The 13,604-nt window shown below is 71.4% G+C and carries 15 protein-coding genes; 5 read left to right on the forward strand and 10 right to left on the reverse strand.

Translation table 11 applies throughout. The annotated features are described in order from the left end of the window. Window positions 1-274 precede the first annotated feature (274 nt). A complete protein-coding gene (locus P2P98_RS10335) occupies window positions 275-1,192 on the reverse strand; it encodes a DUF368 domain-containing protein (protein WP_275799615.1) in 918 nt (305 codons plus the stop codon). Window positions 1,193-1,284: 92 nt separating this feature from the next. On the opposite strand from P2P98_RS10335, the gene P2P98_RS10340 reads away from it, so the two are divergent. Then, window positions 1,285-2,283: an endonuclease/exonuclease/phosphatase family protein gene (locus P2P98_RS10340; RefSeq protein ID WP_275799617.1), complete on the forward strand. Its 999-nt coding sequence runs from the start codon at window positions 1,285-1,287 to the stop codon at window positions 2,281-2,283. A 38-nt stretch (window positions 2,284-2,321) separates the two neighbouring features. Next, window positions 2,322-2,459 (forward strand): hypothetical protein, encoded by a 138-nt coding sequence (locus tag P2P98_RS10345; protein ID WP_193751243.1) that lies wholly within the window; start codon window positions 2,322-2,324, stop codon window positions 2,457-2,459. On the opposite strand, the gene P2P98_RS10350 is transcribed toward P2P98_RS10345, so the two are convergent. From P2P98_RS10350 to P2P98_RS10360, 3 genes are read right to left on the reverse strand one after another with little or no spacing between them, the layout of a single operon-like run. Then, window positions 2,456-2,794 (reverse strand): hypothetical protein, encoded by a 339-nt coding sequence (locus P2P98_RS10350; protein ID WP_275799619.1) that lies wholly within the window; start codon window positions 2,792-2,794, stop codon window positions 2,456-2,458. The two genes, P2P98_RS10345 and P2P98_RS10350, sit on opposite strands and share 4 nt — an antisense overlap. A 7-nt stretch (window positions 2,795-2,801) precedes the next feature. After that, window positions 2,802-3,230, reverse strand: coding sequence for a GNAT family N-acetyltransferase (locus P2P98_RS10355; RefSeq protein WP_275799620.1), 429 nt, complete (start codon window positions 3,228-3,230; stop codon window positions 2,802-2,804). Window positions 3,231-3,279: 49 nt separating this feature from the next. Beyond that, window positions 3,280-3,888, reverse strand: coding sequence for a GntR family transcriptional regulator (locus P2P98_RS10360; protein ID WP_275799622.1), 609 nt, complete (start codon window positions 3,886-3,888; stop codon window positions 3,280-3,282). Window positions 3,889-4,196: 308 nt separating this feature from the next. Here P2P98_RS10360 and P2P98_RS10365 point away from each other — a divergent pair, with 308 nt between their 5' ends. After that, window positions 4,197-4,403 carry a cold-shock protein gene (locus tag P2P98_RS10365; RefSeq protein WP_058595582.1) on the forward strand — a complete coding sequence of 69 codons (207 nt, stop codon included), beginning with the start codon at window positions 4,197-4,199 and terminating at the stop codon, window positions 4,401-4,403. A gap of 83 nt (window positions 4,404-4,486) precedes the next feature. Here P2P98_RS10365 and P2P98_RS10370 read toward each other — a convergent pair whose 3' ends face one another. The 5 genes from P2P98_RS10370 to nucS form a co-directional block, all read right to left on the reverse strand. After that, on the reverse strand, window positions 4,487-6,550 hold the full coding sequence (locus P2P98_RS10370; protein ID WP_275799624.1) for a DUF2156 domain-containing protein: 2,064 nt from the start codon (window positions 6,548-6,550) through the stop codon (window positions 4,487-4,489). A gap of 34 nt (window positions 6,551-6,584) precedes the next feature. Then, a complete protein-coding gene (locus P2P98_RS10375; RefSeq protein ID WP_275799626.1) occupies window positions 6,585-7,784 on the reverse strand; it encodes a hypothetical protein in 1,200 nt (399 codons plus the stop codon). Next, a complete protein-coding gene (locus P2P98_RS10380) occupies window positions 7,777-8,496 on the reverse strand; it encodes an HAD hydrolase-like protein (protein ID WP_275799628.1) in 720 nt (239 codons plus the stop codon). The genes P2P98_RS10375 and P2P98_RS10380 overlap by 8 nt, the downstream gene beginning before the upstream one ends. Window positions 8,497-8,583: 87 nt before the next feature. Further along, on the reverse strand, window positions 8,584-8,958 hold the full coding sequence (locus tag P2P98_RS10385; RefSeq protein ID WP_275799629.1) for a hypothetical protein: 375 nt from the start codon (window positions 8,956-8,958) through the stop codon (window positions 8,584-8,586). 11 nt (window positions 8,959-8,969) lie between these two features. Continuing rightward, entirely contained in the window at window positions 8,970-9,665 is a 696-nt protein-coding gene (nucS, locus tag P2P98_RS10390) for an endonuclease NucS (RefSeq protein ID WP_058595572.1), read from the reverse strand. A 148-nt stretch (window positions 9,666-9,813) separates the two neighbouring features. On the opposite strand from nucS, the gene P2P98_RS10395 reads away from it, so the two are divergent. Next, a complete protein-coding gene (locus P2P98_RS10395) occupies window positions 9,814-11,217 on the forward strand; it encodes a hypothetical protein (protein ID WP_275799630.1) in 1,404 nt (467 codons plus the stop codon). Here P2P98_RS10395 and P2P98_RS10400 read toward each other — a convergent pair. Beyond that, window positions 11,214-12,452, reverse strand: a complete 1,239-nt coding sequence (locus P2P98_RS10400) for an MFS transporter (protein WP_275799632.1) — start codon at window positions 12,450-12,452, stop codon at window positions 11,214-11,216. The two genes, P2P98_RS10395 and P2P98_RS10400, sit on opposite strands and share 4 nt — an antisense overlap. A 77-nt stretch (window positions 12,453-12,529) precedes the next feature. On the opposite strand from P2P98_RS10400, the gene P2P98_RS10405 reads away from it, so the two are divergent. Further along, a complete protein-coding gene (locus P2P98_RS10405; protein WP_275799634.1) occupies window positions 12,530-13,579 on the forward strand; it encodes a LacI family DNA-binding transcriptional regulator in 1,050 nt (349 codons plus the stop codon). The last annotated feature ends 25 nt before the right edge of the window (window positions 13,580-13,604 follow it).

Raw genomic sequence — 13,604 nt, forward strand, 5'->3', positions numbered from 1 at the left:
GAGGGCTTGGGACCCATTCTGGGTTGGGCCCACGCCGCCCGAGGCTCCGCGCGCCGCGAAGCGGCGTGTGGAGAGGCGGTGGGGAAAGTCCCCCCTCGCGCACACAACGAAGAAGGGTCCCGGGTTTTCCCGGGGCCCTTCTTCGTTGTCTGGTCAGGGGCGGCCGCGGCCGGGGCAGCACCCGAATCGGACACGGCGAACAGAATCGGATGCCACGCCCTCTGGCATCCGATTCCGTTGCGCTCGTCCGAATCTGCCGGGGGCGCCGCTCGGGTCAGGAAGGTTTCGCGGTCAGCCGCGCCTGCATCCACACCACCAGGAGCACCACCGCGGCACCGGCCGCTGCGAGGAGCACTGGGAGAGGGATCTCGCCCGAGGGTGCGAGGGCCTGCCCGGCGTCGTCCTGCCAGGGCCAGAGCGCGCGGAGGGAGCCCAGCATCAGCCCCGTCATGAGGGCGAGCATGCCCGCGTGGAACCGCGCCAGGAGCAGGCGGAGGACATTGACGAACAGGCTCAGGCCGACGACCGCACCGAGGGCGAAGGCCAGGATGTAGGGCATGTCGCGCTCGTTCAGGGCGACCAGCGTCGTCTCGTAGAGGCCGAAGACGAGGAGCAGGAACGCTCCCGAGAGCCCCGGCAGCACGAGGGCGCAGACGGCGACCGAAGCCGCCAGCGCGACGACGACGAGCGGCGGGTCTTCGACGGCACCGGAGGGCAGGCCGGTGAGGACGAATGCAGCTACGGCGGCGAGGAGCGTCAGCAGGCCAAGCCGCCACGTCCACTCGCGGCCCAGCAGGCGGACGGGAATGAGCAGGGATGCCGCGATCATGCCGCCGAAGACCGCGCGCGTCTCGGTCGGGTACTCCTGCACCAGCGGAGCGAGGATGCGCGCACCCAGCACGACCGCGAGCACCATGCCGACGAGCACGGGGGCCACCACACGCCAACGGACGGCCCGGAAATGGCGGGCGCTGCGCGCCAATCCACGTCCGCGCAGGACGTCGGTCACCGCGACCGTGCCTCGCACGATATGGCTCGCGGCGTCGATCAGCGTCGCGTACACCCCCACGATCAGCGCGACGGTTCCGCCGCTGACCCCCGGGATGACTTCCACCGCCCCGATCAGGGCGCCGCGGACCACATCGAGAGCGGGGCGGAGAGGTGAACGTCGGTCGGCAAGGGTGTCGGCCATTCGTTCCACGCTAGGCGAGGGTCACCCGGTCGCCAAACCGCTCCCGTCCCACGCGCGCCGGCCCGCACGAGGTTTCGCGGTTTACTGGGCGGATGCCGAAGACCCGACGCACCGGCCTGATCGTGACGCTCGTGTTCGGCGGCGCTCTCGCCGTCCTGGTGGTGTGGCCGCAGCTCGTCGGTGCGCAGCGGCTTCAGGGGGTGGCGCTGCTGATCCCGTTCCGCGGCATCCTGGCTCTCGGATTCGCCGCGCTCGCCGTCGTCGCGGGGCTGGTCGCGGTGCTCCGGCGGCGGTGGGGCGTGGCGGCGGGGCTGGCGATCGTGCTCGCCGCGGCGTCTCTCGGCAACGCGGGCGTGCTCGTCGCGCGCGGTGGGGGCGGGGCGGCTGCTGACGGCGAGCTCGTCGCCGTGGCCTGGAACACGTACGGGGGCGGGGCGTCGCCCGAGAGCATCGCCCGACTCGTCCGCGAGACCGGGGCGGACGTCGTGAGCCTTCCCGAGACCGACGCGGACGCGGCAGCGGAGGTCGTCGGCATCCTGTCCCGCGAGGGCATCCGCATGACTCCTTCGACGTTGCAGGCCGCTCCCGGGGACGATCCCGTCCCCACGACGCTTCTCGTCGCGGATTCGATGGGACCGTACGTCCTGGATCTCGCGGCCGGGTCGACGCCCGGGGTTCCCAGCGGTGTCTTCCGACCCGCTCAGGGAGACGGGCCGACGCTCGTCGCCGCGCACCCGTTGCCCCCGTTGCCGCTCATCATGACCGATTGGACCGAGGGGATGGACTGGGTGGCGGCCCAGTGCGCGAGCCCCGACGTCATCCTCGCGGGCGACCTCAACTCGACGCTCGATCACCTCGCGGGTCTCGGGCGGAACGGCGGCACGGTGGGGGAGTGCCGGGATGCCGCCGCGGAGGCGGGAGCGGCCGCGGTGGGCACGTGGCCGGTGCGCCTGCCCACGGGACTTGCGGCACCCATCGACCACGTGCTCGTCGGGTCGGCGTGGGAGGTGCGCGGCTTCGAGGTCAGAACCGACTTCGACGACGCGGGCAGTGACCACCGACCGATCGTCGCGACCCTCTCGCGGCGCTGACCTTTACGCGGCCGCTCGCGCGCGCCTAGGTTGGGCGCATGTCGGAGAAGCGCAGAGAAGAAGAGGCCTACGCCCTCGCCGCCCAGCAGGCCGCCGCAGCCGAGGAGGACAGCGCCACGGACGACACGTCGGTCGACGCCGACGAGACGCTCGAAGAGAGCGAAGAACCGAACTAAGCCGACTCGACGCGGCGGTTGTGAACCGCCAGGGCGACGAAGTACGGGACGAGCAGGAACACCACGGCCACCGAACCCGCCAGGAACGGCACGAGCCAGGACGGCCCGTCGAGCCGCCCCCAGGGTGCGAGCCCGACGCCGAGGGTCAAGGTGGCCGCTCCGAACGCGCGCGCAGCGATGGCCCTGCCCGGGGCCTTCGGCGGGTTCCGCCACACCGGGACGCGCTCGCCGCGGTAGGCGCGGACGGTCAGAGCGATCGACCACCACCACAGCGCGCCGCCGGCGATGATCAGCACCACACTCGGAACGATCCCGCCCCACGTCACGTCGTTCATGTCGAGGTCACTCCAGAGTCGGGGGAAGGACGTAGACGATGTCGTCCCCGTCGCGCGAGTCCTCCACGAAGCCCAGCCCGGCGAGCACGGCGTGCGAGGGGTCGTCGTCGGCGGCGAGGCAGGCGTAGAGGGGGCGCTCGGGTTCGAGGACCGTGAGCAGGCGGAGGGCTTCGGTGGCCACACCCTCGACGGCATCGGGAGTCACAGCGAGGAGGATCTCGCGGTCGTCGTCGACATCGAGCGTGGCGGCGACGCCGACGATGGCGCCGTCGGCGACCACCGCGCGGGCGGCCACGCGATCCTCGGCGACCCAGGCGTCGAAGGCCTCGCGGTTCTCGATCGTGGCGCGCGGCCACGAGGAGGCGCTGTCGCGGACGGCGGCGAAGGCGGCATCCCGATCGTCGGCGGTCAGCTCGCGCAGGTCGATGTGGGCCATGGCGCCACGCTACCGGGGGCACCGTGCGGGGCGCTCGACGCTTGCGCGCTCAGGCGAAGCCGTGCAGAGCGAGGAAGGTCCACGTCGCGCCGTTCGCGTCGCGCGCGGCAAGCTGCGTGCGCAGATGCGCGAACAGCGTGGCTCTGGTGTCGCCCGTGATGCTCTCCCACCCCTCGAGGTTTCGCCGCAGGACGAGGTCGGTCTGCTCCAGCGTCCTCTGGAAGGGGATGTTGTGCGAAGCCGCGACCATGAGGGCATACAGGTCCAGGACAGCGGCCACGTACGTCTTCGAGGAGTCGGCGTCGCGCATCGCGTCGATGAGGGTGAGGGCGGTCTCGAGCTCTTCAGGGGTGCAGCGCGGCAGCGCGACGCGCATCGCCGACGCGATGTTGTGTGCGGCGTACTCGCGCATGTCGGTGCGGGCACGGTCTGTGAGCGCGGCGACGCGCGTGTAGCGGTTCGCGGCGACCTCGACGAGACCGATGCGCTGGAGCTTCTGCAGCGCTTCGCGGACGGGCGTTCGTGAGATGCCCATGTACGCGGCCAGCTCCACGTCACGGAGACGGTCTCCGGGGCGGAGGCGGCCGTCGACGATGGCCTCGCCGAGGGCCGCGTAGGCCTCATCGACGAGGGCCAACCGAGACCGTGGAGCGCTCATCACGCGGAGTCTACGTCGCGCAAATATCACAGTCTCGGACTTTGCGTTACGTATTCACAGCTTTCATGTCGCGCGGAGGCCTTCCGCGGCTGTAATGTCATCACCGTCACGCCTCGCGTGACATATCCGGGGGGATCCGTCGACGCCCGGGCTTCGAGCTCTGCTCAGCCCGGGCGTCGTATGGGCTTCGGCCCCGTTTCGGCATGCAACGTTTGTGTCACGGGTTCGTGCACCGTTTCGACGCGGACGCTACTTTTGGGGCAAGTCCGGCGCGCTCGGTGCCGGCTCAAGCGGAAAACGGCATGTCGATGAGCACGCAGGGCACGGTCAAATGGTTCAACGCGGAGAAGGGCTTCGGCTTCATCGCGCCCGATGACGGCGGGCAGGACGTCTTCGCGCACTACAGCGCGATCCAGTCGGGCGGTTACCGCTCTCTCGAAGAGAACCAGCGCGTCGAGTTCGAGATCGCGCAGGGCCCCAAGGGCCTGCAGGCGGAAGACATTCGCCCCCTCTGATCCCTCGACCCCGGCGACCCCGGGGTCGATTCGGTCGGGCGCGGCGGCATCCCCGTGTCCGGCCGATCAGCCTGTCCGACCGATCAGCGTTCGTGGCGCATGAGGTCGAGGCCGGCCGCGGCGAACTGCCTGATCGTCGCGTGCGGCAGGAACGCCCGCGTGAGGGCGGTGCCGATTCGCGTGAGGTCGGCCTCGTCGCGGTAGAGCAGGTACATGGTCTCGTAGCGCGGTTGGAACTTCTCCTTGAACCGGTGCAGGGACGCGAAGCCGTAGACGGGCTCGAGCATCGTGGCCATGCGCTGCTGCAGGTCGGCGATGGGGCCGGCATCGGCGGGATACTCGTGCGCGAGGGGCGCGCCCGACAGCGACATCACATCCGCGCCCTCGCTGGAGAACTGCAGCGCCGACGAACCGATCAGGTACTCCATGACGGGGCCGAAGCCTCCGTCGCGTCGGCGCATGAGATCGAGCGTCCATCCGCGCACGCGGCCCTCGCCGTACACCGGCAGCCACGACAGGAAGCCGTCGACGTCACCGGCGGGCGAGATCGCGAGCGCCACCCGCACCTCGGGATCGCTCGCCTCGTGGAGCGTGCCGAGGGTGAATCCCATCTCGGGGAGGCCCTTCTCGCCGACCCAGCTGTCGGAGATCGCCCGCAGTTGCTGTCGGATGCCCCAGGTCTCGTCGGCGAGGCGGGAAAGCCGGAAGGTCATGCCCTCGCGCTCGCCGCGATTCAGCGAAGTGCGGACGGCTCCCCAGGCCTTGCCGGTGAACTTCAGGCCCGGAAGGTCGACGATCGTGTCGTCGGCGACGACGATGCTGCGCCAGCCTTTGGGCACCGCCGCGCGTGTCTCTTCTCCGGCGCTGAAGAAGCAGGGGGCGAGGCCGGCGCTCTCGGCTCGGTCGATGAACGCGCGCACGGCCCGCGGACGATCGCCCGCGGGGCCGAGGGCGTCGCCGAGCGCGAGGGCGACACCGGTTCGGCGCTGGAAGGCCACGATGCCGCGGCCGAAGCGAGCGTACGACATGCCCTCCCACGTGGTCATCCACGACAGGGTGCCGCCACCGGATCGGCGTAGCTCGTCTTTGACGTCGGCGACGGTGGGGGCGGGCGTCTCGCCCAGAGCCGCCTTCGGGCGCGCGCGGAAAGCGGCGCGGATGAGCACGAGATAGACGAGGACGATGGTCCACAGCAGCGACGAGGCGAGGGTGATCGTGAGGTCGACGCCGAAGACGGCCTCGACGCCGGCGGCACCGGTGAAGAGCACCAGCGCGGCCAGCAGAACAACCAGCGCTGCGTTGAGGGCCGCATAGGCGATGAGCACGATCCACGCCCACCGACGGCCGCGCCGGATGCCGGTCGCGACGACGAGCACCAGCAGCGTGTTCCCCGCGACGTCGACCCACGATCCCGAGACGGGCTCGGACGTCCCGAAGGGGCCGGTGGTGGGGCTGAAGAACGTCAGGATCTCGATCGCACCGAGGGCGCAGACGACCACGAAGGCGATGAGCCGTTGCTCGCGCACCGACACCCGCTGCGGGCGCAGCGAACGGTCGACGATCAGCACGAAGACCACCGCGAAGGCATGCTCGAGATCGGGGAGCGTGCCCCAGTAGATCAGCGTCACGGAGAGCCCGGCCACCAGCACGGTCCATGCGCGCAGGCGCCAGGGGGAGGGCAGGAGCGAGACCGCGGCGGCGATGGTCGCGACGACGCCGCCCGAGGGGCCCACATCGAGCACGGCCGCCTGCTGCTGAGCCCACGGCCAGGGGAGGAGTGCCGCCGCCCAGAGGAAGAGCGCGGATGCCAGGACCGAGACGAGCTGGCCCGCGGCGAAGTACCCCGCGGCGACCCGCGAGCCGCGGCGGTACTCGACGTACCCCATGCCCACGAGGCCCAGGAGGATCGGGGCGTACACCCACGGCGCGTCGAGGAAGAACGTGCCGGTGACCGGAGTCCACCACCTGCCTTCTTGAAGGGCTGGGAGACCGTACGCCACGGACGGGAACAGGTCGGAGGTGGAGAACGGATGCCACAGCCCCGCTCCCACGACGCCGACGACGAGCAGAATTCCGGCGAGCACGAGCGTCGCGGGAACCCGACGCATGAGCTGGAGCGTGCGGCGTGCCGTGGTGTTCTCCCCCATGTCGCTCACGATAGGGCACCGGAGGTGCGCCCTGTCAGCGCGCGGCGGCCGCCTGCCAGGCCTTTCGGGCGTTGGCGAGGGCAACACCCGCGTCGGTCGCGGCGCGGGCGGCCGCGAGCTCGCGTCGGGCGCGGTCGCGTCGCAGGCGCGCATCGATCGTGCGGTCGTCCCGCGCCTCTGCGGCCGCGAGAGCCGCTCGCGCGCACGCGAGCGTCCCCGGGAGCGCGGCGCGCGCGGCCTCGAGTCGCCGTCGCGGGCCGGGAGCCTCGCCGAGCAGCTCGTCTCGGAGCTCGCGGACGCGGGCGACGGTCTCGATCGCGGCGCGCGGCCGCTTCCGGGCATCGACCGCCGCGGCATCGAGGTCGTTCGTCGCTTCGCGCAGTCGCGCGGCGGCGTCGGGCGCGCACTCGTCGGGACGGGTTCCGGCGATGTCGATGGCTGCCGCGAGCTCCTCGCGCGCGGCGGCGAGCTCGGCGTCGGCGTTGTCGGCGGCCTGGAGGGCGATGCGGTGGGCGTCTTCGACGGCTTTCAGGTGTCGAGCGGTCCGGCGCGTGGCATCCGTCGCCTCGTGGACCAGGCGATCGATCTCGCCGCCGTCCGTGGCCGCGTCGGCGGCGGCGAGCGTCTCGTCCGCGTGGGCCAGAGCGGCGGCGGCGGCATCGGCGGCCTCGGCCGCGTCGTGCCAGTCGCTCTCGTCGAATCGCTCGCGCAAGCTCGCGATCAGCGGCGCGGGATCGCCGGCGGTGCGGACGACGTCATCGCGTCGCGCTCGCGCGGCCCTCACACGGTCGGACGGGGCTCCGTGCGTGTGTGCCCACTCGACGAGCTCGGCGCGCGTGCGGGCGACCTTCTCGAACTGCGCCTCGAGCTGAACGCGCAGGGCCTCGGCCTCGATCCGGCGCTGAGCGGGGATCGCCGACGAAGTCTCGAGGGCGGCGACCTCGACGAAACCGCGGTCGCGCGCGCGGAGGGCGGCCGCGCGACCGCGTCGCAGAGAGCTCGTCGAGTCGCCGTCGACCACGGCGTCGGCGGCCTCGAAGGCGACGTCGAGTTCGGTGGCCGCGTCGTCCAGACGGAGGAGGGCGTCGGCCGCGGCGAGGCGCGCCGCGTCGGCGGCGGCTCGCATACGAGGGGAGCGGCGTCGGGTGCGGACGACCATCACGACGACGGAGGTCACGAGGAGGGCCCCGACGATGGCCAGCGCGGTCGGAACCGCCCAGGCGACATCAGACACGGGTGACGGTCCCGCTGTCGCTCTCGGCATCGAGCTCGTCGTCGTGGACGAGGAGCAGCGCACGCAGCTGGTCGATGTCGTCGACCGCGGCCTGGGCGCCGTCGGCCTCATAGGGCCAGCTGAAGCCCCAGCGGACGAAGATCACCGGCACGCCGGCATCCGCCCCGCCCTCGACGTCGTGATGCCGGTCGCCGATCAGGACCGGACGCGAGGTGTCGACGCCGTTCGCCTCGAGACGGCGGAGTGCTTCGCGCACGATGTCGGACTTCGCGCTCAGACTGCGCTCGTCGAGCGAGGCGCCGACGATCGCCTCGAGGTCGGGGGCGAGGCCGAAGTGGTCCATCAGCGCGACGACCTGGACCTCGGGCTTCGAGCTCGCGGTCGACTGCGGGACGCCCGCGGCGTGGAGATCGTGCACGAGGTCGGCGACGCCGGGGTAGAGGCGCGCGCTGACGGTGTATCCCTCGCTCTTGTTGAGGCCGCGGTAGAAGGCGACGGCCTCGGTCGACTGCTCCGGCGTCATTCCGACGTTCACCTGGAACGACTCGAACATCGGCGGACCGATCCAGCGCGACAGCTCGTCGCGGGTCGGGGGCGTGCGTCCGAAGTGCTCGAGCGTGATGGTCAGTCGGCGGAGGATCCCCTCGGACGCGTCGACGAGCGTGCCGTCGACGTCCCACAGGACACACGAGAAAGGGGAACGCACAGGCATGTGTCCACGCTACCGGCGCGATCGGACGCGAGCGTCAGGGCGCGGCGGTCACCCCTCGCGGCGAGAGGACGCGTCGTGGGGCCACGGTCAGGTCGCGCCGAAGCCGTCGAACGACCACCCCGGCGCGCTCGCGACCGCCGCGAGGGAGAACGACGCGGTGAACTCGTTGTTCACCCCGTCCTCCCAGAAGGTCAGGAGCACGCGCCCCGGCGAGACCGCGATCGTCGCGAGCCGAGAGGGGGGACGGGGGACCAGGCTGACGAGACGGTCGAGATCGGCCAGCGCCTTCTCGGCGAGCGGCACGACCTCGGCGTCGATCGAGGACCGATCCGGGCCGCTCACCCAGACTCCCAGCTCGCGATCCTCGCCGCGGAAGAGGTCGCAGCCGTACTCGACGACGCCGTTCGCTTCCCCCTCCCTGCGCAGTTCGTTGCGTCGGAACTCGGCGAGGTACGCGCTCACGGTCGTCTCCGTCAGAACAGGCGCGGAGCGCCCGAGTCGATGCCCTTCATCTCGTCGTAGTCGAGGGTGAGGCACCGGATGCCACGGTCTGTCGCGAGCACGCGGGCCTGGGGCTTGATCTCCTGGGCGGCGTAGACGCCGGTCACCGGAGCGAGGAGGGGGTCGCGGTTCAGCAGCTCGAGGTAGCGGGTGAGCTGCTCGACGCCGTCGATGTCGCCGCGGCGCTTCACCTCGATCGCGACCGTGCCGCCGTTGTCGTCGCGCAGCAGGAGATCGACCGGGCCGATCGCGGTGGGGTACTCGCGTCGCACCAGCGTGAGCCCCTCGCCGACGACGGAGACCTGCTCGGCGAGCAGGCGCTGCAGGTCGGCCTCCACGCCGTCCTTGATGAGACCGGGGTCGACCCCGAGGTCGTGGGCGGTGTCGTGGATGACCTCGTGGATCCGCACGAGCAGGGCGTCGCCGCTCTTCGCGTGGGTCACGCGCCAGCGCTCGACGACGCCGTCTTCGACATCGACGTCATCGGGCTGCTCGACGACGAGGCTGCAGGGCGGGCTCATCCAGTTGAGCGGCTTGTACGAGCCGCCGTCGGAGTGCACGAGCAGCGACCCGTCACCCTTGTGCACGAGCAGGCGGGTCGCGAGGGGGAGATGCGCGTTGAGACGGCCGGTGTAATCGACGGAGCAACGGGCGATGACGAGACGCACCCGACGAGCCTAATCGCCCCGCACGCACGTCGTCGGGCTGTTCGGAGTCGTTCGGAAATGCCGTTCGGCGCGATCCCGCGCTCGCGAGATGTCTAGCGTGACGAGAAGAAGGGCCGGAATGCAGCGGCTCCGGATCAGAAGGATGCCCATGTCGCTCTTCTCGGGACTCACGCGCGCGAGCGCGGCGATCGGTTTCGGCGTCTCCGTCGTCGTCGTGGCGGGAGTCCTCGCCGCCGCACCCGCGACGGCCGCTGTGCCGGCGCCCCCCACCGCGTCGGCGAGCCCGGCTCCCACGGCGATCGGGCTCGTCGCACCGATGCCCGCCCCGTCGTCGTCTACCGCTCCCGAACCTTCTCCCGCAGCGTCCTCCTCGCCCGTCCCGGTGGGCGAGCTGGCGGCCGTGAAGACCGTCACGATCTCGGGCCGGGTGATCTTCGACAAGCGCACGACGACGGCGCAGCGGGCGGCGGTCACCGTCTCGGCCGCCCCGGTCGGCGGGGTTCCGGTGCCGAGCGCCAAAGTGAAATACGACCCGAACGCGGGAACCTTCCGCATCTCGGACGTGCCGCGCGGCACGTACACCGTCTTCAGCCGGATGGAGATGCCGGACGGGTGGTTCGCGTCCTCGCCGTACGAGACCGTGGTCGACGCGACGACCAAGAGCGTCTCGGACGTCACGATCGATTACGGCGTCGCGCGCGGTGGTCTCGCGACCGAGCTGCTCATGTTCGACGAGTCGGTCGTCATGCGGCAGCTGCGCGTCGTGGCGACCGACGTCTCCACCAAGGCCGAAACGGAGCTCGACCTCATCGGCGGCGGACTCGGCGGGGTCTACAACGAGACCATCCTCCCGACCGGCACGAAGGTGACCGTGCGAGCGCAGTACACCGACGGTCGGGTCGTCTACTACGACGGGACCGCCAAGGGAACGAGCGATCCCGCTCGCGCGGTCGCCGTCTCGATCGGCGTGTGGTCGTTCACCCGTCTGACCATGGACTGGGCCGCGGCCGCGGCCCCGAAGCTCGCCTCGTCGACGCCGACCGTCTCGGGCACCGCCCGCGTCGGACGCGCGTTGACGGTCACCACGGGGGCATGGGCGAGAGGCGCGACGCTGAAGTATCAGTGGTCCGCCGACGGCGTGGCGGTGCGGGGGGCCACCGCCACGTCGTTCACCCCGGGTGCCGCGCAGAAGGGCAAGTCCATCACCGTGACGGTCACCGGGACGCTCGCGGGCTACACGTCGGTGTCGAAGACCTCGAAGCCGACGGCGGCGGTGGCGGCCGGCATCCTGACCGCTCCCACCCCGACGATCCGCGGCATCGCCCGTGTCGGGTCGACCCTCACGGCCGTCCCGGGTTCGTGGACGAGCGGGACGACGCTCACCTACCAGTGGTTCGCGAGCGGGCGGAAGATCCGCGGGGCGACGTCCGCATCGTTCACGCCGACCAGCGCGCAGCGCGGCGCGAAGCTCACCGTCACGGTGACCGGCACGAAGGCCGGTTACACCTCGAAGAGCGTGACGTCGAAAGCCACGACCGCGGTCGCGCGTTAGCCGCGCCGGACCTTCTCGGTCTCGGCGCTCTCGACGGTGAGCGGCTTGGCCGCCCCCGAGAAGAGCCCGGATGCCACGATCAGGCCGACCACGATGAACAGCGTCGGGAGCAGCCCGATGTGGTCGCCGATCCAGCCGAGGATCGGGGGACCGCAGAGGAAGGCGACGTAGCCGATCGTGGCCGCGGCGGCGACGCGGGAGGCCGCCTTCGCGGGGTCGTCGGCGGCGGCGGACATGCCGATCGGGAAACCGAGCGACGCACCGAGGCCCCACAGGGAGGCGCCGATGAAGACCAGCGGCCCGAACGGCGCGACGATGAACAGCAGGAGTCCCGCCGCAGCGGTCGCGGCGAGGACGCGCAGCACGATCACGCGGCCGAGACGGTCGACGACGGGGCCGCCCGCGATACGGCCGATCGTCATGGCGACCGAGAAGACGGCGAGGACGGCGGGTCCGGCCTCTTCGGGCGCGCCGTGACCGAACACGACGGCCGACGGAAGCCAGTCGTTCGCGCTGCCTTCGGCGAAGGCCATACCGAGCATGATGACGCCGAGCGTGTAGGTCCGCGGCTCCTTCCACGCCTGAAGCGACGTGGCGAGGCGCTCGCGCCAGTGGGCGCGCTCCTCGTCGGCGGGCGCATCCATCGCGACCTCCCGTCGGGGAACGTTCGCGATCGAGACGAAGGCCACCACGAGGATCACGACCGCCAGGGCGACGCAGTGCGCGAGGACGGGGATCCCCACGCTCACGGCGACGAAGCCGAGGCCGGCGCCGATGACGGTGCCGAAGCTGAAGAAGGCGTGCAGGAGCGGCATGATCGTGCGGCCGGTGGACTTCTCGAGAGCCGCACCCTCGACGTTCATCATGACGTCGAGCGCGCCGTTGCCCAGTCCGAACAGGGCGAGGCCCACGAGCGCGACCGCGAACACCTGCAGCGTGTCGGCGCCGAAGCCGATGATCGCGAGGCCCACGCCGACCAGCACGAGAGCGGTCAGCATGCCTCCGCGCGCGCCGAGACGTGCGAGGACGGCGGGGGCGATCGAGAGTCCGATGATGGATGCCACACCCATGCCGAGCAGCAGCAGGCCCACGCCGGAGTTCTCGATGCCTAGGGACGCGCGGATCGCGGGGACGCGCGAGGCCCACGTCGCGATGCTCAGTCCGCTCGCCAGGAAGATCGCGCAGATCGCGATGTGCCAGCGCACGAGCCGGGAGCGGGTGAGGGTCGTGTCCATGCGATCACTGTACCGAATCGATTCGACGTGAATCGAATCGATTCGGAAAGAGGGCGTGTCGCGGGTACGATCACCCCGTGAGCACGCGACGGGCGACCATCAGCGACGTCGCCCGCGCGGCGGGTGTCTCGGCGTCGACCGCCTCGGTGGTCTTCAGTGGCAAGACGCCGACGTCGGAGTCGACACGAGCCCGCGTTCTCGCGGCGGCTGCCGAGCTCGGCTACACCGGTCCCGACCCCCGTGCCGCCTCGCTGCGTCGCGGACGATCGGGCATCGTCGGAGTGGTCTTCGACGAGCACCTCGGCACGGCGTTCCTCGACCCGGTCACGACGCACATGATGGACGGGCTCGCCGACGGCGTGTCCCGTCTCGGCGCGGCCCTGCTCCTGCTCCGCGACGACGGCGAGACGGTGAGCGAACCCTCGCTGCACACGGCTCCGATCGACGCCGCCGTGCTGATCGGGTGCAGCCCGCGGATGCGGGACTCTCTCGAGATCGTCCGCGCCCGTGGCATCCCCGTCGTCGTCATCGAGGGCGACGCGGGCGAGGGTGTTCCGCGCGTGCTGCTCGACAACGTCGAGGCGCAACGCGAGGCCGCCCGCCACCTTGCTCATCTCGGACACCGCGACGTGGTCATCGTGACCCTGCCGACGGATGCCGCGCGTCGCCGTGGATGGATCGCCGACGACGCGGAGGTCCGCGTCGACGTGACGGCGGATCGGCTCGCCGGGGCGCGGGAGATCTTCCCCGGGGCGCGGGCGCTCGCCGCGGCGGGGAGCTCGATCGACGAGGGCATGATCGCGGGTCGGACGATCTTCGCCGACCCCGGTTCCCGCCCGACCGCGGTGATCGCGCAGAGCGACCTGCTCGCCGCAGGGATCATCCGCGCGGCCGAAGAGGCGGGACTCCGCGTGCCACACGACATCAGCGTCACCGGGTTTGACGGCGTCGTGGTCGACGGTCTCGCTCCGCACGTGCTGACGACGCTCGTCCAGCCCGCCACCGCGAAAGGACGGGCCGCGGGGGAGGCCGTCGCGGCGATGCTGCAGGACGAACCCCCGTCGGGACTCGATCTCGCGTGCACCTTCCGCGCGGGCACGACGACTGCTCCGCCGCGTACCACATGATCCCGCCGGTGCCGGGACTCTCATG

Origin of the sequence: Microbacterium sp. Kw_RZR3 (assembly GCF_029222405.1) — a bacterium.
Classification (GTDB): domain Bacteria; phylum Actinomycetota; class Actinomycetes; order Actinomycetales; family Microbacteriaceae; genus Microbacterium.

Bases quoted from the DNA above. Each gene is read 5' to 3' on its own strand.
- P2P98_RS10335 (WP_275799615.1), bottom strand. From the start codon at position 1,192: ATGGCCGACACCCTTGCCGACCGACGTTCACCTCTCCGCCCCGCTCTC.
- P2P98_RS10340 (WP_275799617.1), top strand. From the start codon at position 1,285: ATGCCGAAGACCCGACGCACCGGCCTGATCGTGACGCTCGTGTTCGGC.
- P2P98_RS10345 (WP_193751243.1), top strand. From the start codon at position 2,322: ATGTCGGAGAAGCGCAGAGAAGAAGAGGCCTACGCCCTCGCCGCCCAG.
- P2P98_RS10350 (WP_275799619.1), bottom strand. From the start codon at position 2,794: ATGAACGACGTGACGTGGGGCGGGATCGTTCCGAGTGTGGTGCTGATC.
- P2P98_RS10355 (WP_275799620.1), bottom strand. From the start codon at position 3,230: ATGGCCCACATCGACCTGCGCGAGCTGACCGCCGACGATCGGGATGCC.
- P2P98_RS10360 (WP_275799622.1), bottom strand. From the start codon at position 3,888: ATGAGCGCTCCACGGTCTCGGTTGGCCCTCGTCGATGAGGCCTACGCG.
- P2P98_RS10365 (WP_058595582.1), top strand. From the start codon at position 4,197: ATGAGCACGCAGGGCACGGTCAAATGGTTCAACGCGGAGAAGGGCTTC.
- P2P98_RS10370 (WP_275799624.1), bottom strand. From the start codon at position 6,550: ATGGGGGAGAACACCACGGCACGCCGCACGCTCCAGCTCATGCGTCGG.
- P2P98_RS10380 (WP_275799628.1), bottom strand. From the start codon at position 8,496: ATGCCTGTGCGTTCCCCTTTCTCGTGTGTCCTGTGGGACGTCGACGGC.
- P2P98_RS10395 (WP_275799630.1), top strand. From the start codon at position 9,814: ATGTCGCTCTTCTCGGGACTCACGCGCGCGAGCGCGGCGATCGGTTTC.
- P2P98_RS10400 (WP_275799632.1), bottom strand. From the start codon at position 12,452: ATGGACACGACCCTCACCCGCTCCCGGCTCGTGCGCTGGCACATCGCG.